This window comes from Bacillus sp. PK6-16 (genome assembly GCF_056530295.1).
In genome coordinates, this window is sequence record NZ_CP096511.1 from 896,832 (window position 1) to 920,486 (window position 23,655).

The following is a 23,655-nucleotide window of genomic DNA, read 5'->3' on the forward strand; positions in this document are numbered from 1 at the left end:
TTTTTATGTAATATACTTGAGAAAAATTAGAAAAAATAACCATGTAACACTTATCATAAAAAAGTATTGCAAGTATGTTAGTTGTTTGTTACAATATTTCTTGTTGTTAGTAAAACACATCGCGTCTTCTTGACAGACGTCATGTCCTATGATAAACTCATCAAGGATAATAGAATATTGTTTTGTGGAACAAGTAGAAGCACCCGCTTCTCACCTGATGGACGCATTCGCAGTTAACAGGTAAATGTATTTCTTACTTAAGATTTTACAAGTGTGGGTGTCGTATGCCCGCACTTTTTTTGTTCGGGTTCTATGACTACAAAATATGTTCTGAGAAAACCTTGGAGGTGGCTTACTATTAGCAAGGATATGATGATTAACGAGCAAATTCGTGCACGTGAAGTACGTTTAGTTGGCGCAAATGGCGATCAACTTGGAATCAAGTCTCGTAATGACGCTTTAGACTTAGCTGCAAATCTTAATCTTGATTTAGTATTAGTTGCTCCAAATGCGAAACCGCCAGTATGCCGCATTATGGACTACGGTAAATTCCGCTTTGAGCAACAGAAGAAAGAAAAAGAGCAGCGCAAAAATCAAAAAGTAATTAGCATGAAAGAAGTTCGTTTAAGTCCAACAATTGATGAACACGACTTTAACACAAAACTTCGTAATGCTATCAAGTTTTTAGAGAAAGGCGACAAGGTTAAAGCGTCAATTCGCTTTAAAGGACGTGCCATTACTCATAAAGAAATCGGTCAACGTGTTTTAGATCGCTTCTCAGAAGCTTGTGCTGAAGTTAGTACAGTTGAATCTAAGCCTAAAATGGAAGGACGCAGTATGTTCTTAGTTTTAGCACCGAAAAACGATAAGTAATAGATAGAGGAGGAAATACCTATGCCTAAACAAAAAACTCATCGCGGCGCTGCAAAGCGTTTCAAAAAGACTGGATCAGGTAAACTGAAACGTTCTCACGCTTACACAAGCCATTTATTCGCTAACAAATCTACAAAAGCTAAACGTAAACTACGTAAAGCTGGTGTAGTAAGCGCTGGTGACTTCAAACGCATTCGTCAAATGCTTGACAACTTAAAATAAGTTCGGCTGATATATAGAACAATTAGGAGGTAATATTATGCCAAGAGTAAAAGGTGGTACAGTTACTCGTCAACGTCGTAAAAAAGTAATTAAATTAGCAAAAGGTTACTACGGTTCAAAAAATACATTATTCAAGGTTGCTAACCAACAGGTTATGAAATCTCTAATGTATGCATTCCGTGACCGCCGTCAAAAGAAACGTGACTTCCGTAAATTATGGATTACACGTATCAACGCAGCAGCTCGTATGAATGGTCTTTCTTACAGCCGCTTAATGCACGGTCTTAAAAATGCTGGCATCGAAGTTAACCGCAAGATGCTTGCTGACTTAGCTGTTCATGACGAAAAAGCTTTCGCTGAATTAGCAACAGTTGCAAAAAACAACATTAACTAATTAATTAGTTGAAACCTTAGAAGAATTTTCTTCTAAGGTTTTTTTATTTGTATTCAAATAGAAGTTAGAAGTGAAAGAAATTCTAAAGATTAACGGCTATGTTGTTATCAATATGACAAAATCAATATAAAAGTTATAGCAGTATAGAAGAATATATATATGAAGTCAGGAGAATACTCCTGGCTTTTTTCAATTCTGCCCGTTTGGAAAGAAGAGTATCTTTCCTAGCTGAAACGACACTGCTATAATGGAAAGATGATATGGAACTTTCATCAGATGAACAATTTAAGAGCGATGACTGAAACGTATTTGTAAATTAAGGACAAGCTATTTTATAAAGAGTTAGATAGCTGACTTATTCATAAGAACTGAAACATAATAATGAACTTTGAGATGAAACAACATTGTTGCGTAAAATGCGATGTTGGAGGAGGACAATAGAATGGACTTACTACAACTATTTAAATTACAAAAAGAATTAGATGACCGTATTGCAAAAGAACATGACTTACAACCGAAAAAATTATTAAAAGAAAAAATGTTAGCTCTTCTTGTAGAAATTGGAGAACTTGCAAATGAAACACGTTGTTTTAAATATTGGAGCAACAAACCAGCATCAGAACGTGAAGTAATATTAGAAGAATACGTAGATGGTTTGCATTTTATTTTATCAATCGGAATTGATTTAGGTATTGATAAAAACTTCCTATTCTATAAATGTGCACAGACGAATAAAACACAAGTGGAAATTTTCTTAGACACATATGCGAAAGTAATTCGTTTTACAGATCAACCATCTATTACAAACTATATTGAATTATTTACGAGCTATCTTCGACTTGGACAAGCACTTGAATTTGAACAAGAAGAGATTGAAAAAGCATATTTAGATAAAAATGAAGTAAATCATCAGCGTCAAACACAAGGATACTAATTTAATTTTTGAATATTTCAATTTAATTATTGTATAATGAATTGACTGAAGAAAAAGGAGGGTGTTGGCAATGACAAAATTAGACGCGACATTGACAATGCTAAAAGAATTAACAGATGCACGTGGTATTGCTGGTAATGAGCGTGAACCACGTGAAGTAATGAAGAAATATATTGAGCCGTTTGCGGACGAACTTTCTACTGATAATTTAGGGAGTTTAGTTGCGAAAAAAGTAGGGGAAGAAAACGGCCCGAAAATTATGGTTGCAGGTCATTTAGATGAAGTTGGATTTATGATTACACAAATCGATGACAAAGGTTTCCTTCGCTTCCAAACGGTTGGTGGCTGGTGGTCACAAGTTATGCTTGCGCAACGCGTGACGATTGTAACGCGTAAAGGAGATGTAACAGGTGTAATTGGTTCAAAACCACCGCACATTTTACCTCCAGATGCTCGTAAAAAGCCAGTTGAAATTAAAGACATGTTCATCGATATCGGTGCTTCTAGCCAAGAAGAAGCGATGGAGTGGGGCGTACGACCAGGAGATCAAGTTGTACCTTACTTTGAATTCCAAGTGATGAAGAATGAAAAAATGTTACTTGCAAAAGCATGGGATAACCGAATCGGTTGTGCAATTGCAATTGACGTATTAAAACAATTAAAAGATGAAAAGCATCCAAACGTTGTATATGGCGTTGGAACTGTACAAGAAGAAGTTGGTCTTCGTGGCGCAAAAACATCTGCGAATTATATTAAACCAGATATCGCGTTCGCAGTAGATGTTGGTATCGCTGGAGATACACCGGGTGTAACGTCAAAAGAAGCACAAAGTAAAATGGGCGATGGACCACAAATCATTTTATATGATGCTTCTGTTATTGGACATACAGGTTTACGTGATTTCGTAGTTGATGTTGCTGATGAATTACAAATCCCGTATCAATATGATTCAGTAGCAGGCGGAGGAACGGATGCGGGTGCGATTCACATTGCTGTAAATGGTATTCCTTCTATGGCAATTACAATTGCAACGCGCTATATCCATTCTCATGCGGCAATGTTACATCGTGATGATTATGAAAATGCAGTGAAGTTAATTGTAGAAGTTATTAAACGTCTTGATAAAGAGGCTGTACATAACATTACATTTAATTAATAGAAAAAGCGAAGGAGCTTCTCCTTCGCTTTTTTATGTTTTAAAAAGGCCTTTCTAATCCTGCAGCAGTATGAGCCCCTAAAATAATTAAACGAGTTAATTGCATCGCCATAAAATGCGGGGTATATATCATTCCTCTTTTTAACCATGACATAATCATTCCGATGTGAGCCCCTGTCACATAACTAATCAAAATATCACGAGGAACCATAAGATCTTCATCATCTGGTTGTGAAATAGACAAGCTTAATGTTAAATGCACTTGTATTGTTTTCATCATTTTATAAGAGTAGTTTCCGGCAGCTTTATCCCCAAGCATAACGTTATAAAAGTTTACATTTTCTGCGATATGTTCGAATAAAGCCAAAAATGTAGGATGAGGTGAATCAAATGTAAGTTGAAAATCTTCTTTATTTCTATTTTTCGGTTTAATTACTTCTGCTAGCTTCTCTAACATTTCTTCAATGCTTTTGTCTAATAGGTCATATTTATCATGGTAATGGCTATAAAATGTAGCGCGGTTTACAGGAGCGCGTTCTGCGATATGTTGCACAGTTACATTTTCAAAGCCTTTTTCGCCTACTAAAGCGACAAAAGCATCCTGAATGAGTTGTCTCGTTCGCTTTACACGTGGATCATTTGTATTTTTAATAGACATTTTCCTTCTCCTCGTTTAATTTTCTATACTTAAACAACATATTGGTATTATATTGTTGTTTAAGCAACATTTCATACGTAAATTGTCGGTTGTAGATTCAAAATAATTATTTATAATTATAAACGATAGTCCTTCAGAAATCAGCACCGCTCGCAGGTAGATAAATTTCGATTTACGCTGCAGATGGTGTGATTTTTTTGTTAAAAGGTTAATATAATTAACAATTAAACAATCTAAACAATAAGGACATAAATAGTTTAGAAAAAAATTATATGCGATATAAGGAGAGGAATGCAATGAATCAGTTTCGAAGAATGGTAATTATCAACATTATCACATTAATTGTACTAGTTGGCGGCGGTATTGGCGGTTATTACTATTACAATCAAACGGAAAATTACTTAAAAACAGACAATGCAAAGATTGATGGAAAGGTAATTCCGGTTGCTTCACCAGTAGCAGGTAAACTAACTGACTGGAAAGCTGAAGTAGGAAAAAATTATAATGAGAACGATAAATTAGGTACTGTTACTGTAGCGGCAGCTAATGGAGAACAAACAGTAGATGTAACAATTCCACAAAATGCAACAGTTGTACAATCAAACGCGACAACAAATGCTTTCGTTGGAGCGGGTAGCCCGATTGCTTATGCATTTGATATGAACAATTTATGGGTAACAGCAAACATTGAAGAAACAGATGTTGATGATGTTCAAAAAGGTCAAGATGTAGATGTGTATGTAGATGCATACCCAGATACAACGTTAACAGGAAAAGTAGAACAAGTTGGCTTAACAACAGCGAATACATTCTCTATGTTGCCATCAAGCAACGCAACAGCGAACTATACGAAAGTAACACAAGTAGTACCAGTTAAAATTTCTTTAGATCATAGCAAATCAGTAAATATTGTTCCTGGCATGAATGTGACAGTTCGTATTCATAAGTAAGGGGGAGATGAGATGTCCTCAATTGTAATTGCAGGATATGCACTATTTTGTATAATCGTCTTCTTCCTTGTAAATCGTCTTTTACGAAAGAAAAAAACGAAAATGGGAGAAGAACAAGTCCCAGCCGTAAGTAAAATAGAAGTAAGTAAAGTTGAAACAGAAGAGAAAGAAATTGAACGAAAGCAAGAATCGGAAATTTCTAATGTAGTTGAGTTAGAAACAGGAAAGCAAGAAGAAGTAAAACAAGAAAAAGAAGTGCCGAAAAAACAAATGTCTATGCCTGTAGAGAATGTGAACGTAAAAGCAGTTGTAGCTGTATTAATTCTAGGCATGTTCGTTTCTATTTTAAACCAAACAATCATTAATGTTGCATTACCTCCGTTAATGAATGAATTTAATGTATCAACTTCAACAGCACAATGGTTAATTACAGGCTTCATGCTTGTAAATGGTATTTTAGTACCGATTAGTGCCTTTTTAGTTTCACGATTTACGTATCGTAAATTATTCGTAGCAGCAATGTTATTCTTCACGGTAGGATCTATCATTTGTGCTACTTCAGGAAACTTTACAATGATGATGACAGGTCGCGTAATTCAAGCTGTTGGTGCGGGTATTTTAATGCCGGTTGGTATGAATATCTTCATGACGTTATTCCCGCCTCATAAACGCGGAGCGGCGATGGGATTACTAGGTGTAGCGATGATTTTAGCACCAGCTATCGGACCAACTGTAACAGGTTGGGTGATTGAAAACTATAGCTGGAACTTAATGTTCTATGCGATGTTTATTATCGGTTTAATTATTACGTTCCTATCTTTAAAATTCTTTACACTAGCTCAGCCAGTGTCTAAAACGAAATTAGATATATTCGGTGTGGTTAGTTCAAGTATTGGACTAGGAAGCTTATTGTACGGATTTAGTGAAGCTGGAAATAATAGTTGGACTAGTGCAGAAGTCATTATTTCACTTGTTATCGGTGTAATTGGTTTAGCGTTATTTATTTGGAGAGAGTTAACAACGGACAATAAAATGCTTGATTTACAAGTATTTAAATATCCAGTATTTACTTTTACTTTAGTAATTAACGCAATCGTTACGATGGCATTATTCGGAGGTATGTTATTGCTTCCAGTATATCTGCAAAACATTCGTGGCTTTACGCCAATTGAATCTGGTTTACTACTTCTTCCAGGATCATTAATTATGGGGATCATGGGACCAGTAGCGGGTAAATTGTTCGATAAATATGGCATTCGTCCATTAGCGATAATTGGATTGGCAATTACGACGTATGCGACATATGAATTTACAAAATTATCGATGGATACACCGTATAGCGTTATTATGACGGATTATATTATACGTTCAATTGGTATGTCATTCATTATGATGCCAATTATGACAGCTGGTATGAACGCGCTACCGATGAAATTAATTTCTCACGGTACAGCAACGCAAAATACGTCAAGACAAGTAGCGGGTTCAATCGGAACAGCTATTTTAATTACACTTATGACGCAACAAACGACTGCTCACGTAGCTGATTACGGCAACATGTTAACAACATCAAACCCAATTTTAGTTGATAAAGTACACGGCATGGGTCAAAGCTTAGCGGCCTTAGCTGGATCAGCTCAAGCAGGAGACGCGATGAGCACACAACTATTATATGGACAAATTTCAAAGCTATCTGCAATTAACGGTATTAACGATGCCTTCTTAATCGCAACGATACTAGCAGGTATCGCTTGGGTGTTATCGTTCTTCTTACAATCAGGCAATAAACCAAATAGAAAAGCAGGGAATTAATTTCCCTGCTTTTTTGTTTTCTTATACAAGGATTCAATTAGATATAGAATGAATCACCTGCAGACATGAGAACCCAGAAAATAACCCCCAGTAGTCCCCTATGTTGTGTATACTTTTACATTGTGCTTGTAATCCATTTATCCTCGCTAATAAGACAATTAAAAAAATTAAAATTAGTATAAAGAAGTTGTTATAAAAAGAGTAAAGAGAGGTATCATCATGATACCTCTCTTTATCCTAAGAATGCTAACAGATTATTCATAATATGAAATAACATAGCTGGAATAATGGATTTTGTTTTCAGGCGTAATATTTAAATATTACATATAAAGGTGTATTTTCCGCAAAATAACAAAAGAGGTATCACCCTGTAGTGATGCCTCTTTCTCATTGATAACTATGTTCTGTCTTGTTATTCAATTTTGCTTGCTCTATTTGCAATTCACGCTCTACCAATCGATCTAATTGCTGAATTGCTTTAAGTGCTTTTTCATAAGAAATTGTTCGATAATGATGCGCTCCGCCCGGTTCTTCATCTGCTTCGTCTGCCCATTTAATAATATTTTGAAGAGATGTTCTTTCAATTTCTTGTTCCACTAAGAAAGAATCTGTATGAAGAAGAATTGCAATAGAAATTTCTTTTGCTAGTTTTGGATGTTCTCCTAATCTAATAAGTAATTTATGTGCTCTTTCAGCGCCTTTAATTGCATGGATATCATTCTTTTTATATAAGTCATAATCCCATTCGCCGCCTGTGTACCACGTATGATGTCCGATATCATGAAGGAAGCCAGCTTTTGTGGCAGCATCGACTGAGGCGTGATGCTTTTTGGCTAGGTGAAACGCATGGTAAGCGACAGCGATCGCGTGGACCATTCCAGAACGGTTTACGTATTTTTGTGTAATGTGGTGTTTAAAAATTTGTTCAAGCGTAATACGGTGCATAAAACATTCACTCCTTTTATCTTATGGTGTATATGAAGAAAAATCGATCGGTTTAAATGTATTTTGAACATTGTACTCCATCATAGTTCGTTAGTAAAGTAGAAATGTTTAGGAGAAGAAAAAATTTTTCTGCAAAAAAATCACCTTAGCTTATGCAAAGGTGATTTTCAAATTGCTTATTTTTTTAATCCTTGCTCTAGTGTTTCTAACATTTCGTGCTTTTCATTTTCATCAGCGTTTTTCCAAATGACTTCAAATAAAACGCCAAGACCTGGAAGCATTTTTTCTTCACCGCTTTGAATTGCATCGACGATTGTTTCTTGTAATTGATCTTGTGAATTTCCAGATACATTCGCTAATACGGCACCGCGTAAATTAAAACTCATTGCTTTCACCTCTTCTTCAGAATTGAAACTGACGTTAGTTTTTGTTCTTTTTTATGTAAATATGTATGAAAAATAGGCTATAATGATAAGACAAGAAGAGAGGGAAATACATATTATGAAAAACATTGATTCAGTACAAAATCCGCGTGTAAAGCAGTGGAAAAAGCTGCAAACGAAAAAAGAACGCGATAAAAAAGGTTTATTTTTTGTAGAAGGATTCCACTTAGTCGAGGAAGCTTTGAAGACAGGGATTGTAACAGAACTTATCGTTTCAGATCAGACAGACCTTCCGAAAGATTGGACAGTTAATGATGTGGAAATGTACATCGTACCTGAGGCGATTGTAAAAATACTTCGTGAAACAGAAACGACGCAAGGTGTATTTGCTGTTTGTGAGAAGCATGAGAAAGAAGTAGCTCTTACTGATGGGAAATTCCTTTTATTAGATGGCCTGCAAGACCCAGGTAATTTAGGAACAATTATTCGTACAGCTGATGCAGCTGGTATTCACGCCGTTGTGCTTGGAGAAGGTTGTGTTGATGTTTACAATAGTAAAGTACTCCGCTCTACACAAGGCTCTATTTTCCACTTGCCAATTGTAAAAGGGAACTTAGAAGAATGGGTAGACAAGTTAAAAGAAAATAACGTTCCTGTATATGGAACAGCTCTTGAAAATGGAGTTCCGTATGGTGAAGTAACGCCGGCTGGCAGTTTTGCATTAATTGTAGGAAATGAAGGAAATGGCGTACGCCAAGAAATTCTTGCAAAAACGGATCAAAACTTGTATATTCCGATTTACGGCGGGGCAGAATCATTAAATGTTGCGGTTGCAGCAGGGATTTTAACGTATTATTTGCAAAGCCCGGTTGCGAACAAATAAAAAACTTCTTATAATAAGTTGAAGTACATTATATTAAAAGTTAAATAACGAAAAACGTTGATAGAGAAGAGTAACTTACAAAATCGCCATATAGGGAGAGAGTGCCGTAGACTGAAAGCATTCTTATGGTAGACGGAAGTGAATTCACCTCTGGAGTTGACGCCAGGACCATGTATATGTAAAGGCGTTCCGGTCAGAATTGATCGTTATAACTAATGAGTGGGCAGACTTGTTCTGTCAATTTAGGGTGGTACCGCGAATTTACCTCGTCCCTTTTTGGGAGCGAGGTTTTTTTATTTTTAAAATTAGGAGGGTTCCAAAATGGAAGCACGTTTAAAAGAGCTAAAGCAAAAAGCGTTAGAGCTTATTGAAGAAGCGAAAGAGCTAAAGGGCTTAAACGACGTACGCGTAGCGTATTTAGGAAAAAAAGGCCCAATTACAGAAGTATTACGCGGCATGGGAAAATTATCAGCAGAAGAGCGTCCACGTATGGGAGCATTAGTAAATGAAGTACGTGAAGCGATTCAAACGCGTCTAGAAGACAAAATTAGTAACTTAGAAAAAGCAGTAATCGAAGCGAAACTAGCTACTGAAACAATTGATGTTACATTGCCAGGTCGTCCTGTTGAAACAGGTTGCCACCATCCGTTAACAGCTGTTGTTGAACAAATTGAAGATGTATTCATCGGTATGGGTTATGAAGTAGCTGAAGGAACAGAAGTAGAAAAAGACTACTACAACTTCGAAGCACTAAACTTACCGAAAGATCACCCAGCGCGTGATATGCAAGATACATTCTACATTACAGAAGAAACGTTACTACGTACACATACATCTTCTGTGCAAGCACGTACGATGGAAAATAATAAAGAAAAAGGCCCAATCAAAATTATTTGTCCTGGTAAAGTGTATCGCCGTGATGACGATGATGCGACGCATTCACATCAGTTCATGCAAATTGAAGGTCTTGTAATTGATAAAAACATTCGTATGAGTGACTTAAAAGGTACACTGCAAGTATTCGTGAAAAAGATGTTCGGTGAAGATCGTGAAATCCGTCTTCGTCCAAGTTTCTTCCCATTCACAGAGCCATCTGTAGAGATGGATATTTCTTGTATGATGTGTCATGGCAAAGGTTGCGGCACTTGTAAAGGAACTGGCTGGATTGAAATTCTAGGCGCAGGTATGGTTCACCCGAACGTACTTGAAATGGCTGGTTATGATTCAAAAGAATATCAAGGTTTCGCATTCGGTATGGGCGCAGAGCGTATCGCAATGTTGAAATACGGAGTAGATGACATTCGTCATTTCTATACAAATGATGTACGTTTCTTACAACAATTCAAACGAGCGTAAGGGAAGGAGAGGATAAGTATGTTCGTATCATATCGTTGGTTACAAGAGTATGTAGATATTAAAGATGTAACAGCACAAGAACTAGCAGACAAAATCACGAAAAGTGGTATTGAAGTAGAAGGCGTTGAAGTATTAAATAAAGGTGTAAAAGGTGTTGTAGTTGGTCACGTATTAGAATGTGAAAAACACCCAGAAGCTGATAAATTAAGCAAATGCTTAATCGATATCGGTGAAGAAGAGCCAGTTCAAATTATTTGTGGAGCTGCTAACATTGCAAAAGGTTTAAAAGTACCAGTTGCAAAAGTTGGAGCTGTACTTCCTGGTAACTTCAAAATCAAAAAAGCAAAACTACGCGGTGAAGCTTCTCACGGTATGGTTTGTGCTCTTCAAGAGCTTGGTATTGATGGAAAGTTAGTTTCAAAAGAATACGCAGATGGTATCTTTATCTTCCCAAGTGACGCTGAAGTTGGTGCAGATGCACTTGAAATTTTAAACTTACACGATGAAGTACTTGAGCTTGGCTTAACACCAAACCGTGCAGATTGCTTAAACATGTTAGGTGTTGCATATGAAGTAGCTGCTATTTATGGCCGCGAAGTAAAACTTCCAGCTATCGACTTACAAGAAACAGCAGAAAAAACTTCTGATTATATTTCTGTAAGTGTAGAAGCGAAAGAAGAAAACCCATTATACATTGCAAAAATGGTTAAAAACGTAAAGATTGGTCCATCACCAATGTGGATGCAAACTCGTCTTATGGCAGCTGGCATTCGTCCAATTAGCAACGTAGTTGATATTACAAACTACATTTTAATGGAATACGGTCAACCGTTACATGCATTCGATTACGATAAATTAGGTTCAAAAGAAATCGTTGTTCGTCTTGCAAAAGAAGGCGAAAAAATTGAAACGTTAGATGATCAAGAGCGTACATTACAAAGCCACCACCTTGTAATTACAAACGGCACGAAAGCTTTAGCTGTTGCTGGTGTAATGGGCGGGGCGGATTCTGAAGTTACAAATGAGACAGTAAACGTTCTAATTGAGTCTGCATACTTTGCAGGTCAAACAGTACGTCGTACATCAAAAGACTTAGGTCTTCGTAGTGAATCAAGTGCACGTTTCGAAAAAGGAATCGACCCAACACGTACATTTGAAGCAATTCAACACGCAGCTGCTTTAATGGCGAAATATGCTGGCGGTGAAGCACTTGAAGGTGTAGTAGAAGCTGACAACTTACAAGTACAAGAGCGTACAGTATCTGTTACTGCTGAAAAAGTAAACCGTGTATTAGGTACAAATATTTCTGCGAGTGAAATGGGTACAATGTTCACAAACTTGAAATTCCCATTCACAGAAGTAGAAGGAACATTCCATGTAAATGTACCAGCACGTCGTCCTGATATTACAATTTCAGAAGACTTAGTAGAAGAAGTGGGTCGTCTATACGGTTATGACCACATTCCAGTTACATTACCTTCTGGAACGATGACTCGTGGTAAATTAACATCAGCACAAACGAAACGTCGTAAAGTACGCCGCTTCTTAGAGGGTGCTGGTTTATATGAAGCAATCACGTATTCATTAACAAGCGCTGACAAAGCGAAACAATATATGGTTGAGCCAAACGAAAAGGCGCCTGTAGGTCTTGCACTTCCAATGAGTGAAGAACGTAGCCAACTTCGTTTAAGCTTAGTACCGCAATTACTAGAAGCAGTTTCATACAATGTCGCTCGTAAAAACGACAGCGTTGCTTTATACGAAGTAGGTTCTATCTTCTTACCGACAGAAGAAGGAGAACTTCCGAAAGAAGAACAGCATCTTGCAGGTGTTATGACAGGTCTTGCTCTTCACCATGCATGGCAAGGTGAGAAGAAAGTAGTAGATTTCTTCGTTGTGAAAGGTGTACTAGAAGGACTATTCGACGTACTTGGCGTTGCAAACCAAATCACATATGCACCAGCAAAACGTGAAGGTATGCACCCAGGACGTACAGCTGACATCGTATTAGATGGCGAAGTAATTGGTTTCATCGGTCAATTGCACCCAGAAGCAGAAAAACAATTAGATGTGAAAAATACATTCGTATTTGAATTATCTCTTGTAAAAGTATTCGGTGCAGACGCTGAAGAAACTTACTACTCAGCAATTCCACGTTTCCCATCTATGACACGTGACATGGCTGTTGTAGTAACAAAAGAAACAAAAGCTGGTGAAATGAAGCAAGTCATTGCTGAAGCTGGCGGAGAACTTCTGAAAGATGTAACATTATTTGACTTATACGAAGGTGAAAAAATGGAAGAAGGCAAGAAATCACTTGCATTCTCTATGACTTACTTCGATGCAGAACGTACATTAACAGACGAAGAAGTAACAGAAGCACATAACCGTGTACTAACAACGGTAGAAGAGAAATTCGGTGCGGAGTTACGTAAGTAATTAGAAAATTGCCGGATATATTCCGGCAATTTTTTTATTGGATTGGTTGTCGGATACTCTCGGTAAGTCGATATATTACAAAAATCGCTCATATATTTTCCGACACCTTGCATCTTTCTCTCGAATGTAGTACATTAATTTTAGTTTAACAAAATGAAAGACGATGATAAGGAAAAGTAGTATATACTATAATCCAAAGCGAGTCAGGGACGGTGAGAGCCTGATGAGGCGGTATATGTGAAGAACACCTTGGAGTTGCTAACCGAAATTGAATCTTGTATTCAAGAGTAGACTTAGACGGGAATCCGGCCTGTTACAAACCGGGAAGTATGTATTACATACGAGTTAAAGTTGGTCTTTATGACAAATTGGGTGGTACCGCGAAGTTTAACCTTTCGTCCCTTTATGGATGAAAGGTTTTTTTGTATTTAAATATATGAGCAAAGGAGAATTTCACTATGGAAAACACATTAGTAAAAAGTCTGTATAGAGATACAGATAAATACGCAGGTCAAACAGTACAAGTATCAGGGTGGATTCGTAACTTACGTGATTCAAAAGCATTTGGTTTCATCGAATTAAACGACGGTAGCTTCTTCAAAAGCGTTCAAATCGTTTTCGATACAGAATTAGATAACTTCAAAGAAATTGCAAAACTTCCACTTAGCTCTTCAGTTAAAGTAGAAGGTAAAGTAATTGCAACGCCTGGAGCGAAGCAACCATTTGAAATTAAAGCAGAAAAAATTGATATCGAGGGCTTATCAGATTCTGATTACCCACTTCAAAAGAAGCGTCATACGTTTGAATACTTACGTACAATCGCTCACTTACGTCCAAGAACAAATGCATTCTCTGCAACGTTCCGCGTACGTTCTATCGCAGCATTTGCGATTCACCAATTCTTCCAAGAGCGTGGATTCGTACATGTTCACACGCCAATCATCACTGGTAGTGATACAGAAGGTGCAGGCGAAATGTTCCGCGTAACAACGCAAGATTTAAACAACGTACCAAAAGGCGAAGACGGACAAGTTGATGAAACAAAAGACTTCTTCGGCAAAGAAACAAACTTAACAGTAAGTGGACAGCTGAACGCTGAAGCTTATGCATTAGCATTCCGTGATGTATACACATTCGGACCTACATTCCGTGCAGAAAACTCAAACACAACTCGCCACGCTGCCGAGTTCTGGATGGTTGAGCCTGAGATTGCATTCGCTGAACTAGGTGACGTAATGAACCTTACAGAAGATATGCTGAAATATGCAATGAAATACGTATTAGAGCATGCACCAGAAGAAATGGAATTCTTCAACAGCTTCGTTGATAAAACAGTTCTAGAGCGTATGAATAACGTAATTAACTCTGACTTCGGTCGCATCACTTATACAGAAGCAATTAAAGTACTTCAAGAATCAGGTGCTGACTTCAAATACCCAGTAGAATGGGGTATTGACTTACAAACAGAGCACGAAAGATACTTATCAGAAGAAATCTTCAAACGCCCTGTATTCGTAACTGACTATCCGAAAGACATTAAAGCGTTCTACATGCGCTTAAATGACGACGGTAAAACAGTAGCTGCTACTGACCTTCTAGTTCCTGGCATCGGCGAATTAATCGGCGGCAGTCAACGTGAAGAAAGAATGGACGTTTTAGTAGACAGAATTAAAGAATTAGGTATGAACGAAGAGGACTACTGGTGGTACTTAGAACTTAGAAAATACGGCGGTACAAAACACGCTGGATTCGGTCTAGGTTTCGAGCGCTTCCTAATGTACATCACTGGCATGGCTAACATCCGTGACGTAATTCCATTCCCAAGAACTCCAGGTTCTTCTGAGTTCTAAAATATGAAAAAAGCGAGAGGATTTCCTCTCGCTTTTTATTTTGTATAGTTTATTCTCCTGTAGCAAAAAGTAACGCGAAGGGGTGAATATAAATGAGTAAAAAAGTGAAAAAAGATCATTCGAGATCGGGCCTAGGTTCTCCAGAAGTAGAAGGACAAGGAACGACAACACATGAAACAGGTTCTCATAAAGTATCTTCATCTAATAAGAAGCAGAAACAAAGCTAACATAAAAAGGAGAGTCTTGGCGACTCTCCTTTTTATGTGTTACATCTTTTTATCATGAATCTCTTTTGTAATGTTATCTACATCCTTGTCTAATCGATCGAAATAGAAAAACCACATTGAGACTCCCACGACTAAAGTCGCAAGCCCTAATCCTTACGGATTGACGGGTGGGATTCTTGAATGACTAAACGTTCGCAGTCCATTTCTGTTTTGAACAGACTTCAAGATGAGGGCATCTCATTGCCCCTCCTAAGACAGTGCGTATAGCATCTTAGGCTGATTGACTGTTACCATCAATCACAGTTGCGTAGCGAATATTCATCGCCCCAACAATATCACGATGTTTCTCAAATCCACATCGGCATTTGTATTTTCTGTCTGGTGCTTTGTTCTTTTCAGAACATTTCGGACATGTTTGACTTGTATAAGCAGGGTTCACATATTCTACCTTAATACCAACTAAATTCGCTTTGTATTCAATGAATTGTGCTAAACGATAGAATGACCAAGTGTGTAGATTTTTCTCGTTTTTACGGCTTGTTCTTGCCGTCTGTCTAATATTCGTTAGTTGTTCTAAACGAATAACAGAAATGTTATTATCGGTTGCAAAGTCAATGATTTCACGACTTACTTTGTGGTCTTGGTCTTGCATCCATCTTTGTTCTTTATCATCAAGTTGTCGAATGGCATTTAATTTCTTATTTTCACCTAACTTCTTACGAACACTACGAAACTTACGTTTCATATATTTGTTTTGTCTACCATTGCCGAAGAAACGAACTTTCTCATCGTCTGTGATGGCTACCGCAGGGACTTTAAGACCTAAATCTACCCCTAAAATCTTCGTTCCTGTTTTTTCATTTGTAGGAATTGTGACAGATATTTGAGCAATCCACTTATTAGATTTCTTCGTGATACGAAGTGTACCTAACTTGTGTGTTAACAAATTAAAATTGCGATTATATTTATCAGTTAATAAAGCACGAACCTTTAAGCGAGTTGATTTTCCATTTACCATGAGTGGAACTGAAATGTGCGTGAAGTCAAACGAATAGTTTTGATTGTTCCATACACAAACAGGTCTCTTTAGAATCGGAATAACTTTGTATTTACTTTTTTTCACCTTTGTAGAAAACACACTTTTAGCGTCTTTAATTGCTTGGTTCTTCACTGCGCTTGGAAGATTCGCTTCAACATCTTTTGTACTTTTCTTAGTGCCCTTCTTCGCTTCAGCCATTTCAGATACAAGTGTATTAATGACTTTAATATACTCATAGCTACTTTGTTCCAATAACTGAATTTGTTCTTTTGTTGGAAGCAATTTAACTTTGACTGTGATTGTTTGTGACACAATTTTCACCCCCTCGTCTTTTGATTTTCAACATACTGTTTAATTGTCTCAGTCGATACATTTCCAGCAGTAGAAACAAAATAGGAACGTGTCCATAGACTTGGCAAGTGTTGAAGATGAGGAAACTCTCCTCTCAAACGCTTCGATGTCACTCCTTTAATTTTCGCCATTGTGTCAGCAGGACTAAGTGTTGGTAGTGTATTTAAGAACAAGTGAACGTGGTCTTTGTCGCATTCCATTGCGACAATAGCAACATCCATTTCTCCGCATATTTCTTGAACCAACTCTTTGAAACGTTCTTCTACTTTTGTGTTAAGAAAAATCTTTCTTCTGTATCGCGGGCAAAACACAAAATGGTAGTTAATTAATGACACAGTTGTTTTGGTTCTTCTATAATCATTTATCATATTCACATTGTATCAGTTTTACTTTTAAACTACACCACAAAAGATACCAATATTTTGAATACTTAAAGTACCACAAACTTAGCGATTTTTAGTGGTACTCCGTATCCAACCTCACTTTCATCCCATGCCTAAAGGCGATGGACTTTCCCGTTCGGAAAGGGCTGTAATAGATGGCCATCACGCCAAGATTATCAGATATATTTTCAAATGTAGATTTAGTAGTGAAAAAAGCTCCCCAAATGGTAGAAATAGTGAGGTAAGATAGAGGACCTACGATGTGTACGAATGCATAAAGTACCTTTTTAACTTTTACAGCGTTCATATGAAAGACCGCCTTTTTCTAATCATACATTCAAGTTCCTCACAGAAGTGTTGTAGTTTTGCTGGATTATGTATTAACGAGCGAGCATCGTGTTTCCCGATAAACCTGCGGACCCGAAAGTTTAATAAGAAAGATCGGCCATAGCGCTCTATTAAATCGTTGAACGCTCGTTGTTCACTTAGCAGCTGAATGTTTTCTCTAATTTCAAACTGCCTTTCGTGTGGATTACCTAGTAAAATATTTAGAATCATTTGTAGAAGTAGCAATGGGAATCTCCTCCTATGTTAGAATAATCTGTATATTGTAATTATAACAAAACTATAAGGACAATAGTAGGATAAAACAAAAAACAGGAGTTTGTAGGCTCCTGTTTTTGTCGATACTATTTTAGTAAGCGAAGCGCCTTTTCCGTATTAGCAAAATGCAGTTTCACAAACTCAGGTAATCGTTCTTTACCAAGCTTTTGAATTAATTTAGCGGCGGCGATATCAACTTGTTTACCTGCACCTTTTGGAAGGGGCATACCAGCTTTTTTACTTAGTTCATCAAATTGTTTTACGAATGAGTAACGAGCTAAAATGGAGGCGGCGGCTACTGCTAAATGGACGCTTTCGCCTTTCGTTGCGAAGTAAACATTTTCACGTTGTACCTGTTTTTGTTTTGCTAAATATTTGTAGTATGTATCAGGCTGTGTGAATTGGTCGATTAAGACGCCTTCAGGTTTTGTAGGTGCCATTTTAGCTAATAAGTTTGTAATAGCTTTATTATGTAGCAAAGCTTTTAGTTTACCTTGGTTGTTTCCTTTATCAAATAGCTCGTTATATTTTTCGTTATGAAGAACGAGAGAACTGTAAGGAACAACGTGAAGAAGTTGTTTCGCAATGGCAGTAATTTGTTCGTCATTTAAGTTTTTAGAGTCTTTTACACCAAGTTCTTTTAGTAGTGGAATTTGCTTCGCATCCACATATACAGCAACGACTGTCATCGGCCCGAAGAAATCACCAGTACCCACTTCATCTGACCCTACGATAGACATTGTACCGATGGAAGCAGGCGGTGCATAACGGTGTGAATCGACAGATTTTTTTACAGCTGTTTTGGGAGTTTGGAAGACAGTTTGCCAACGGGCAGCTTCTGCTTCAGCACGTCCACCTTGGAACATTACTTTTCCGGATTTATACGCTGTAATTGTGCAAGATGGCACCTTTGCCATGAAGATCCCGCCTTGCGGAGTTTTCGGGCTAAGCGAGTGTTTATATTGTTGTTTCATGTCTTCAATTACTGTAGAACTTGTTTGAATTACGATAGAATTTGACATAATGGTCGCCCCTTTTTTTATATTGTTATTTTTATCATATCGGATTGTTCTTTCTGTTTCCATATTATGAAGGTTCATGGTATGATAAACTTTAGGATTCTGTACGTGATTGGAGGCCGGTGAGTTGTCACAACAAAAGGGAAAGAAAAGTCGAATTAATGTAGAAATCTATGGTCAGCAATATTCAGTTGTTGGCGATGAAAGTACAAGTCATATCCGCATGGTAGCAGCGATTGTGGATGATAAAATGCGCGAACTCAATGCCAAGAATCCTTCGCTTGACACGAGTAGACTAGCGGTATTGACGGCGGTAAACGTCATACACGATTACATAAAATTAAAAGAAGAACATGAGAAATTGAAAGAAAGTATGACAAAAAAAGGAATGGAATAACATGATTGATATTATTATCATTTTACTGCTTGTTATGGGATTTTTCCTCGGCTTACGCAGAGGGTTTATTCTGCAACTTGTAAAGTTAACAAGCTTTATTATCGCATACCTTGTTGCATACTGGTACTGTAAAGATTTAGCGCCAGCACTTGCGAAATTTATTCCGTATCCATTTGATAAAAACGTATCTGTTCCAGAATGGATTGATGCAAATAATATTGAGACAGTATTTTATCAAGCGCTTGCGTTTATCATATTGTTTATTATCACTAAAATTGCACTTTCATTACTTGGTAATTTGTTAAATATGTTTGCAGAAATACCGGTTTTAAAGCAAGTAAATGCGTTTGCGGGGGCAATCCTCGGATTTTTAGAAGTATATATTATTTTGTTTGTCTTAATTATCATTGGGAACATTCTTCCGATTGAACAATTACAAACACCATTACAACAATCATCAATTAGCAAAATAATTGTAGACGATACACCGATTCTCTCTGAAAAGGTGAAGGAACTATGGCAGACAGGTAGCAGAGTATAACTTCTCTTTTTTCGGAAAGAGAAGTTTTTTTCTATGAAAGAAAGGCGGGACAATGATGAAAGTAAATAAAAAACAAGTGATCAAATTATTAGAGACAATCGGGCTTTTTATGGAATTAAAGGGCGCGAATCCATTTAAAATATCTGCATTTCGTAAAGCGGCAGCAGCGTTAGAAAGTGATGATCGTAGTCTTTCTGAAATTGAAGATTTCACAAAGATTCCAGGCATCGGAAAAGGAACAGCAGCCGTTATTCAAGAATATATAGAATCGGGAACATCTGAAGTATTACAAGAACTTGAAAAAGAAGTACCAAGTAGCTTATTGCCGTTATTAAAACTACCAGGACTTGGTGGTAAGAAGGTAGCTAAGTTATATAAAGAGCTTGGTGTTGTTGATATGGAATCGCTAAAAGCTGTTTGTGAGGAAAATAAAGTACAAGCTTTAGCAGGTTTCGGTAAGAAGACAGAAGAGAAAATATTAGAAGCAATCGATCAAGTAGGCTCTCGTCCAGAACGTTTACCAATTGCGATGGTATTGCCTATTGCCGGGGAAATAGAGGAGAAATTGTCGAATATTGCTGAAGTAATTCGTTTCTCTCGCGCTGGTAGTTTGCGCCGTGTTCGTGAAACAGTGAAAGATTTAGATTTTATCATTGCAACGACAGAACCAGCAGCGGTACGTGAGCATTTACTACAATTTGATAATATGATTGAAGTAATAGCAAGTGGAGATACGAAAGTTTCTGTCCGTCTTCAATATGAATATGATATTTCAATTGATTTCCGTTTAGTAAAACCAGAAGAGTTTATTACAACTCTTCACCATTTCACAGGATCAAAAGACCATAATGTAAAAATGCGTCAAATCGCAAAAGATAAAGGCCAGAAAATTAGTGAGTACGGTGTAGAGAACTTGGAAACAGGTGAAGTGAAAACATTTGAGACGGAAGAAGACTTCTTTGCTCATTTCGGTTTGCCATTTATTCCGCCAGAAGTGCGTGAAGATGGAAAAGAAATTGAATTAATTAAAGAGTATCCGAACTTAATTCAGTTTTCCGATATACAAGGTGATTTACATATGCATACAACTTGGAGTGACGGTGCTTTTTCTATTGAAGAAATGGTACAAGCGTGCCGTGCTCGTGGATATAAGTTTATGGCGATTACTGATCACTCGCAATATTTGAAAGTGGCGAACGGTTTAACGAAAGAGCGTCTTCGTGAGCAAGCGAAAGAAATTGAACGTATGAATGAAAAGTATCCAGACATTACAATTTTACGCGGAATTGAAATGGACATTTTACCAGATGCCTCGCTTGATTTTGATGATGAAGTATTAGCAGAATTAGATTATGTCATTGGAGCGATTCACTCTAGCTTCTCACAAGACCGTGAAACGATTATGAAGCGTCTACGTACTGCACTTGAGAATAAACATGTCACAATGATTGCCCATCCTACAGGACGTCTTCTCGGGCGTCGTGAGGGTTATGATGTAGATACAGATTTATTAATTGAACTAGCAAAAGAGACAAATACAGTTTTAGAATTAAATGCGAATCCGAACCGTCTAGATTTAAGCGCGAAATTATTAAAACAAGCACAAGATGCTGGTGTGAAAGTAGCGATTAATACGGATGCTCATACGCTTGAAATGTTAGAAGATATGGAAACAGGTGTAGCAGCAGCACGTAAAGGTTGGATTCAAAAAGATAACGTGATTAACACGTGGGATATTGAACGTTTATTAGACTATATTAAACGTAATAAGTAATACAAGGGGGACCTGCAACATGTTAGAAAGAACGTTGCGTGTATTAGAATACAATAAAGTAAAAGAACAATTACTTGAACATACAGCATCTTCACTTGGTCGTGACAAAGTGAAGCATTTAGTGCCGAGCACTGATTTTGAAGAAATTGTAGAAATGCAAGATACAACGGATGAAGCAGCGAAAGTTATTCGTTTAAAAGGTAGTGCACCATTAGGTGGTATTACGGATATTCGCTCAAATGTGAAGCGTGCAAAAATTGGGAGTATGTTAAGTCCAAATGAATTACTTGATATTGCAAATACGATGTATGGTAGTCGTAATATGAAACGCTTCATTGAAGATATGGCTGATAACGGTGTCGAGCTTCCGATTTTAGAAACTCACGTCGCTCAAATTGTATCTTTATATGATTTAGAAAAGAAAATTACAAATTGCATCGGTGACGGCGGTGAAGTAGTCGATAGCGCAAGTGATAAACTGCGTGGTATTCGTACTCAAATTCGTACTGCGGAAAGTCGTATTCGTGAAAAGTTAGAAAATATGACGCGCTCTTCAAACGCGCAAAAGATGCTGTCTGATTCGATTGTAACGATTCGTAACGAACGTTACGTAATCCCAGTAAAACAAGAATATCGCGGCGTATATGGTGGTATTGTTCACGATCAATCGGCTTCTGGACAAACGTTATTTATTGAGCCACAAGTCATTGTAGAATTAAATAATGCACTGCAAGAAGCACGTGTGAAAGAAAAACAAGAAATCGAACGCATCTTATTAATGTTAACAGAAGAAGTGGCAGTAGAAGCGGATATCGTTTTATCAAACGTAGAAGTAGTTGCAAATCTTGATTTCATCTTTGCGAAAGCTTTTTATGCGAAGCGAATTAAAGCGACAAAGCCGATTGTAAATAACGAGCGTTACATGGACTTAAGACAAGCACGCCATCCGCTTATCGATCCAGAAATAATCGTGCCAAATAACATTATGTTAGGTAAAGATTTCACGACAATTGTTATTACAGGACCGAATACAGGTGGTAAAACAGTTACGCTGAAAACAGTTGGTATTTGTGTGTTAATGGCGCAATCTGGCCTTCACATTCCAGTAATGGATGAGTCAGAGATTTGTGTATTCAAAAATATCTTTGCTGATATCGGTGATGAGCAATCGATTGAACAGAGTTTAAGTACGTTCTCCTCACATATGGTGAACATCGTTGATATTTTAGAAAAAGCTGATTTTGAAAGCTTAGTTTTATTCGATGAATTAGGTGCTGGAACAGACCCACAGGAAGGGGCTGCACTTGCCATTTCAATTTTAGATGAAGTATGTAATCGCGGTGCTCGCGTTGTTGCAACGACGCATTATCCAGAATTAAAAGCATACGGATATAACCGTGAGCAAGTTATTAATGCGAGTGTTGAGTTTGATGTAAATACATTAAGTCCAACTTATAAATTATTAATCGGTGTACCAGGCCGTAGTAATGCCTTTGAAATTTCGAAACGTCTTGGATTATCTGATCGCGTTATTGAGCAAGCACGCAATCACATTAGTACAGATACGAATAAAATTGAAAATATGATTGCGAAGTTAGAAGAAAGCCAGAAGAACGCAGAGCGTGACTGGAACGAAGCAGAAGCGCTTCGCAAACAATCTGAAAAACTGCATCGTGAATTACAACGTCAAATCATTGAATTTAACGAAGATCGTGATGAACGATTATTAAAAGCGCAAAAAGAAGGAGAAGAAAAAGTCGAAGCTGCAAAGAAAGAAGCAGAAGGCATTATTCAAGAACTTCGTCAATTGCGTAAAGCACAGCTTGCAAATGTGAAAGACCACGAGCTAATTGAAGCGAAGAGTCGTCTAGAAGGCGCAGCGCCAGAGCTTGTTAAGAAACAAAAAGTAAATGTGAAAAATACTGCACCGAAACAACAGTTACGTGCAGGTGATGAAGTGAAAGTATTAACGTTCGGTCAAAAAGGTCAACTACTTGAAAAAGTAAGCGATACAGAGTGGAGCGTACAAATCGGTATTCTGAAGATGAAAGTGAAAGAATCTAATATGGAATACATTAACACACCGAAGCAAACAGAGAAAAAAGCAGTTGCAACGGTAAAAGGTAGAGACTATCATGTTTCATTAGAACTTGACCTTCGTGGTGAACGATTTGAAAATGCAATGGCGCGCGTTGAGAAATACTTAGACGATGCCCAGCTTGCAAGCTATCCTCGCGTATCAATCATTCACGGTAAAGGGACAGGAGCACTTCGCCAAGGTGTACAAGATTACTTGAAGAAGCATCGCGGTGTAAAAACCTTCCGTTACGGTGACATGGGCGAGGGAGGCCTAGGCGTAACAGTTGTCGAATTAAAATAGAAAACAACGAAACAAAGGGGAAACCATTATATGTTTATGGACAAACTTGCAAAAGTATTGTTAGCTTGTTGTGGAATATTTTTGGT

The 23,655-nt window shown here is 37.4% G+C and carries 24 protein-coding genes, 2 pseudogenes and 3 other annotated features; of the genes and pseudogenes, 16 read left to right on the plus strand and 10 right to left on the minus strand.

The features are described from left to right. Positions 1-185: 185 nt before the first annotated feature. Positions 186-306, plus strand: a sequence feature (ribosomal protein L20 leader region). Between the two features lie 63 nt (positions 307-369). From infC to M1D66_RS04620, 5 genes are all read left to right on the plus strand, one after another. Next, positions 370-873 (plus strand): translation initiation factor IF-3, encoded by a 504-nt coding sequence (gene infC / locus M1D66_RS04600; protein ID WP_000973215.1) that lies wholly within the window; start codon positions 370-372, stop codon positions 871-873. Positions 874-894: 21 nt separating this feature from the next. Beyond that, on the plus strand, positions 895-1,095 hold the full coding sequence (gene rpmI / locus M1D66_RS04605; protein WP_001125945.1) for a 50S ribosomal protein L35: 201 nt from the start codon (positions 895-897) through the stop codon (positions 1,093-1,095). A 37-nt stretch (positions 1,096-1,132) separates the two neighbouring features. Beyond that, entirely contained in the window at positions 1,133-1,489 is a 357-nt protein-coding gene (gene rplT / locus M1D66_RS04610; protein ID WP_001138362.1) for a 50S ribosomal protein L20, read from the plus strand. 442 nt (positions 1,490-1,931) lie between these two features. Then, the gene (locus M1D66_RS04615) at positions 1,932-2,423 is read left to right on the plus strand and encodes a dUTP diphosphatase (protein ID WP_000365050.1); all 492 of its coding nucleotides are present in this window, start codon (positions 1,932-1,934) and stop codon (positions 2,421-2,423) included. 70 nt (positions 2,424-2,493) lie between these two features. Next, positions 2,494-3,579: a M42 family metallopeptidase gene (locus tag M1D66_RS04620; protein WP_144596819.1), complete on the plus strand. Its 1,086-nt coding sequence runs from the start codon at positions 2,494-2,496 to the stop codon at positions 3,577-3,579. Positions 3,580-3,619: 40 nt separating this feature from the next. On the opposite strand, the gene M1D66_RS04625 is transcribed toward M1D66_RS04620, so the two are convergent. After that, a complete protein-coding gene (locus tag M1D66_RS04625) occupies positions 3,620-4,237 on the minus strand; it encodes a TetR/AcrR family transcriptional regulator (RefSeq protein ID WP_000023661.1) in 618 nt (205 codons plus the stop codon). Between the two features lie 296 nt (positions 4,238-4,533). On the opposite strand from M1D66_RS04625, the gene M1D66_RS04630 reads away from it, so the two are divergent. Beyond that, a complete protein-coding gene (locus M1D66_RS04630) occupies positions 4,534-5,187 on the plus strand; it encodes an HlyD family secretion protein (protein ID WP_001071419.1) in 654 nt (217 codons plus the stop codon). A 12-nt stretch (positions 5,188-5,199) separates the two neighbouring features. After that, entirely contained in the window at positions 5,200-6,999 is a 1,800-nt protein-coding gene (locus M1D66_RS04635) for a DHA2 family efflux MFS transporter permease subunit (RefSeq protein ID WP_000095295.1), read from the plus strand. 37 nt (positions 7,000-7,036) lie between these two features. Here M1D66_RS04635 and M1D66_RS04640 read toward each other — a convergent pair. From M1D66_RS04640 to sspI, 4 genes and pseudogenes are all read right to left on the minus strand, one after another. Then, positions 7,037-7,173, minus strand: a pseudogene (locus tag M1D66_RS04640) (DNA-binding protein); the annotation flags it as partial. Between the two features lie 58 nt (positions 7,174-7,231). Further along, positions 7,232-7,312 (minus strand): annotated as a pseudogene (locus M1D66_RS04645) (CPBP family intramembrane glutamic endopeptidase); the annotation flags it as partial. A 74-nt stretch (positions 7,313-7,386) separates the two neighbouring features. Continuing rightward, the gene (locus M1D66_RS04650) at positions 7,387-7,944 is read right to left on the minus strand and encodes an HD domain-containing protein (RefSeq protein ID WP_000554786.1); all 558 of its coding nucleotides are present in this window, start codon (positions 7,942-7,944) and stop codon (positions 7,387-7,389) included. A 176-nt stretch (positions 7,945-8,120) separates the two neighbouring features. After that, complete coding sequence (sspI, locus tag M1D66_RS04655) at positions 8,121-8,330, minus strand: small acid-soluble spore protein SspI (RefSeq protein ID WP_000009509.1); 210 nt, start codon at positions 8,328-8,330, stop codon at positions 8,121-8,123. An 82-nt stretch (positions 8,331-8,412) separates the two neighbouring features. On the opposite strand from sspI, the gene M1D66_RS04660 reads away from it, so the two are divergent. The 5 genes from M1D66_RS04660 to M1D66_RS04680 all read left to right on the plus strand — a co-directional run bounded on the left by M1D66_RS04660 (position 8,413) and on the right by M1D66_RS04680 (position 15,082). Further along, positions 8,413-9,210, plus strand: coding sequence for a TrmH family RNA methyltransferase (locus tag M1D66_RS04660; protein WP_002026395.1), 798 nt, complete (start codon positions 8,413-8,415; stop codon positions 9,208-9,210). A gap of 48 nt (positions 9,211-9,258) precedes the next feature. After that, positions 9,259-9,487 (plus strand) — a binding site (T-box leader). A gap of 44 nt (positions 9,488-9,531) precedes the next feature. After that, positions 9,532-10,566, plus strand: a complete 1,035-nt coding sequence (gene pheS, locus M1D66_RS04665) for a phenylalanine--tRNA ligase subunit alpha (RefSeq protein ID WP_000388222.1) — start codon at positions 9,532-9,534, stop codon at positions 10,564-10,566. Between the two features lie 18 nt (positions 10,567-10,584). Further along, positions 10,585-13,005 carry a phenylalanine--tRNA ligase subunit beta gene (pheT, locus tag M1D66_RS04670; protein ID WP_000498188.1) on the plus strand — a complete coding sequence of 807 codons (2,421 nt, stop codon included), beginning with the start codon at positions 10,585-10,587 and terminating at the stop codon, positions 13,003-13,005. A 154-nt stretch (positions 13,006-13,159) separates the two neighbouring features. Further along, positions 13,160-13,411 (plus strand) — a binding site (T-box leader). A 52-nt stretch (positions 13,412-13,463) separates the two neighbouring features. Continuing rightward, positions 13,464-14,855, plus strand: coding sequence for an asparagine--tRNA ligase (asnS, locus tag M1D66_RS04675; RefSeq protein ID WP_000432165.1), 1,392 nt, complete (start codon positions 13,464-13,466; stop codon positions 14,853-14,855). 92 nt (positions 14,856-14,947) lie between these two features. Continuing rightward, positions 14,948-15,082, plus strand: coding sequence for a YuzL family protein (locus tag M1D66_RS04680; protein ID WP_000039589.1), 135 nt, complete (start codon positions 14,948-14,950; stop codon positions 15,080-15,082). Positions 15,083-15,353: 271 nt separating this feature from the next. On the opposite strand, the gene M1D66_RS04685 is transcribed toward M1D66_RS04680, so the two are convergent. The 5 genes from M1D66_RS04685 to rnhC all read right to left on the minus strand — a co-directional run bounded on the left by M1D66_RS04685 (position 15,354) and on the right by rnhC (position 18,480). After that, complete coding sequence (locus tag M1D66_RS04685; protein ID WP_000084138.1) at positions 15,354-16,433, minus strand: RNA-guided endonuclease InsQ/TnpB family protein; 1,080 nt, start codon at positions 16,431-16,433, stop codon at positions 15,354-15,356. Between the two features lie 5 nt (positions 16,434-16,438). Continuing rightward, positions 16,439-16,840: an IS200/IS605 family transposase gene (gene tnpA, locus M1D66_RS04690; protein ID WP_000606465.1), complete on the minus strand. Its 402-nt coding sequence runs from the start codon at positions 16,838-16,840 to the stop codon at positions 16,439-16,441. Positions 16,841-16,928: 88 nt separating this feature from the next. Then, positions 16,929-17,162 (minus strand): hypothetical protein, encoded by a 234-nt coding sequence (locus tag M1D66_RS04695; protein ID WP_000994754.1) that lies wholly within the window; start codon positions 17,160-17,162, stop codon positions 16,929-16,931. Further along, positions 17,159-17,428: a hypothetical protein gene (locus M1D66_RS04700; protein WP_000925559.1), complete on the minus strand. Its 270-nt coding sequence runs from the start codon at positions 17,426-17,428 to the stop codon at positions 17,159-17,161. Before M1D66_RS04700 ends, M1D66_RS04695 begins: the two co-directional genes overlap by 4 nt. Before the next feature lie 116 nt (positions 17,429-17,544). After that, positions 17,545-18,480 (minus strand): ribonuclease HIII, encoded by a 936-nt coding sequence (gene rnhC / locus M1D66_RS04705; RefSeq protein ID WP_000071610.1) that lies wholly within the window; start codon positions 18,478-18,480, stop codon positions 17,545-17,547. A gap of 124 nt (positions 18,481-18,604) precedes the next feature. Here rnhC and zapA point away from each other — a divergent pair, with 124 nt between their 5' ends. Genes zapA through M1D66_RS04725 form a run of 4 tightly spaced genes read left to right on the plus strand, consistent with a single transcriptional unit; the run spans position 18,605 to position 23,569 of the window. Further along, entirely contained in the window at positions 18,605-18,874 is a 270-nt protein-coding gene (gene zapA, locus M1D66_RS04710) for a cell division protein ZapA (protein WP_000082701.1), read from the plus strand. A gap of 1 nt (position 18,875) precedes the next feature. Further along, positions 18,876-19,415, plus strand: a complete 540-nt coding sequence (locus M1D66_RS04715) for a CvpA family protein (protein ID WP_000565408.1) — start codon at positions 18,876-18,878, stop codon at positions 19,413-19,415. A 55-nt stretch (positions 19,416-19,470) separates the two neighbouring features. After that, positions 19,471-21,189 carry a DNA polymerase/3'-5' exonuclease PolX gene (polX, locus tag M1D66_RS04720; protein WP_000867543.1) on the plus strand — a complete coding sequence of 573 codons (1,719 nt, stop codon included), beginning with the start codon at positions 19,471-19,473 and terminating at the stop codon, positions 21,187-21,189. Between the two features lie 19 nt (positions 21,190-21,208). Next, positions 21,209-23,569, plus strand: coding sequence for an endonuclease MutS2 (locus tag M1D66_RS04725; protein WP_000893715.1), 2,361 nt, complete (start codon positions 21,209-21,211; stop codon positions 23,567-23,569). The last annotated feature ends 86 nt before the right edge of the window (positions 23,570-23,655 follow it).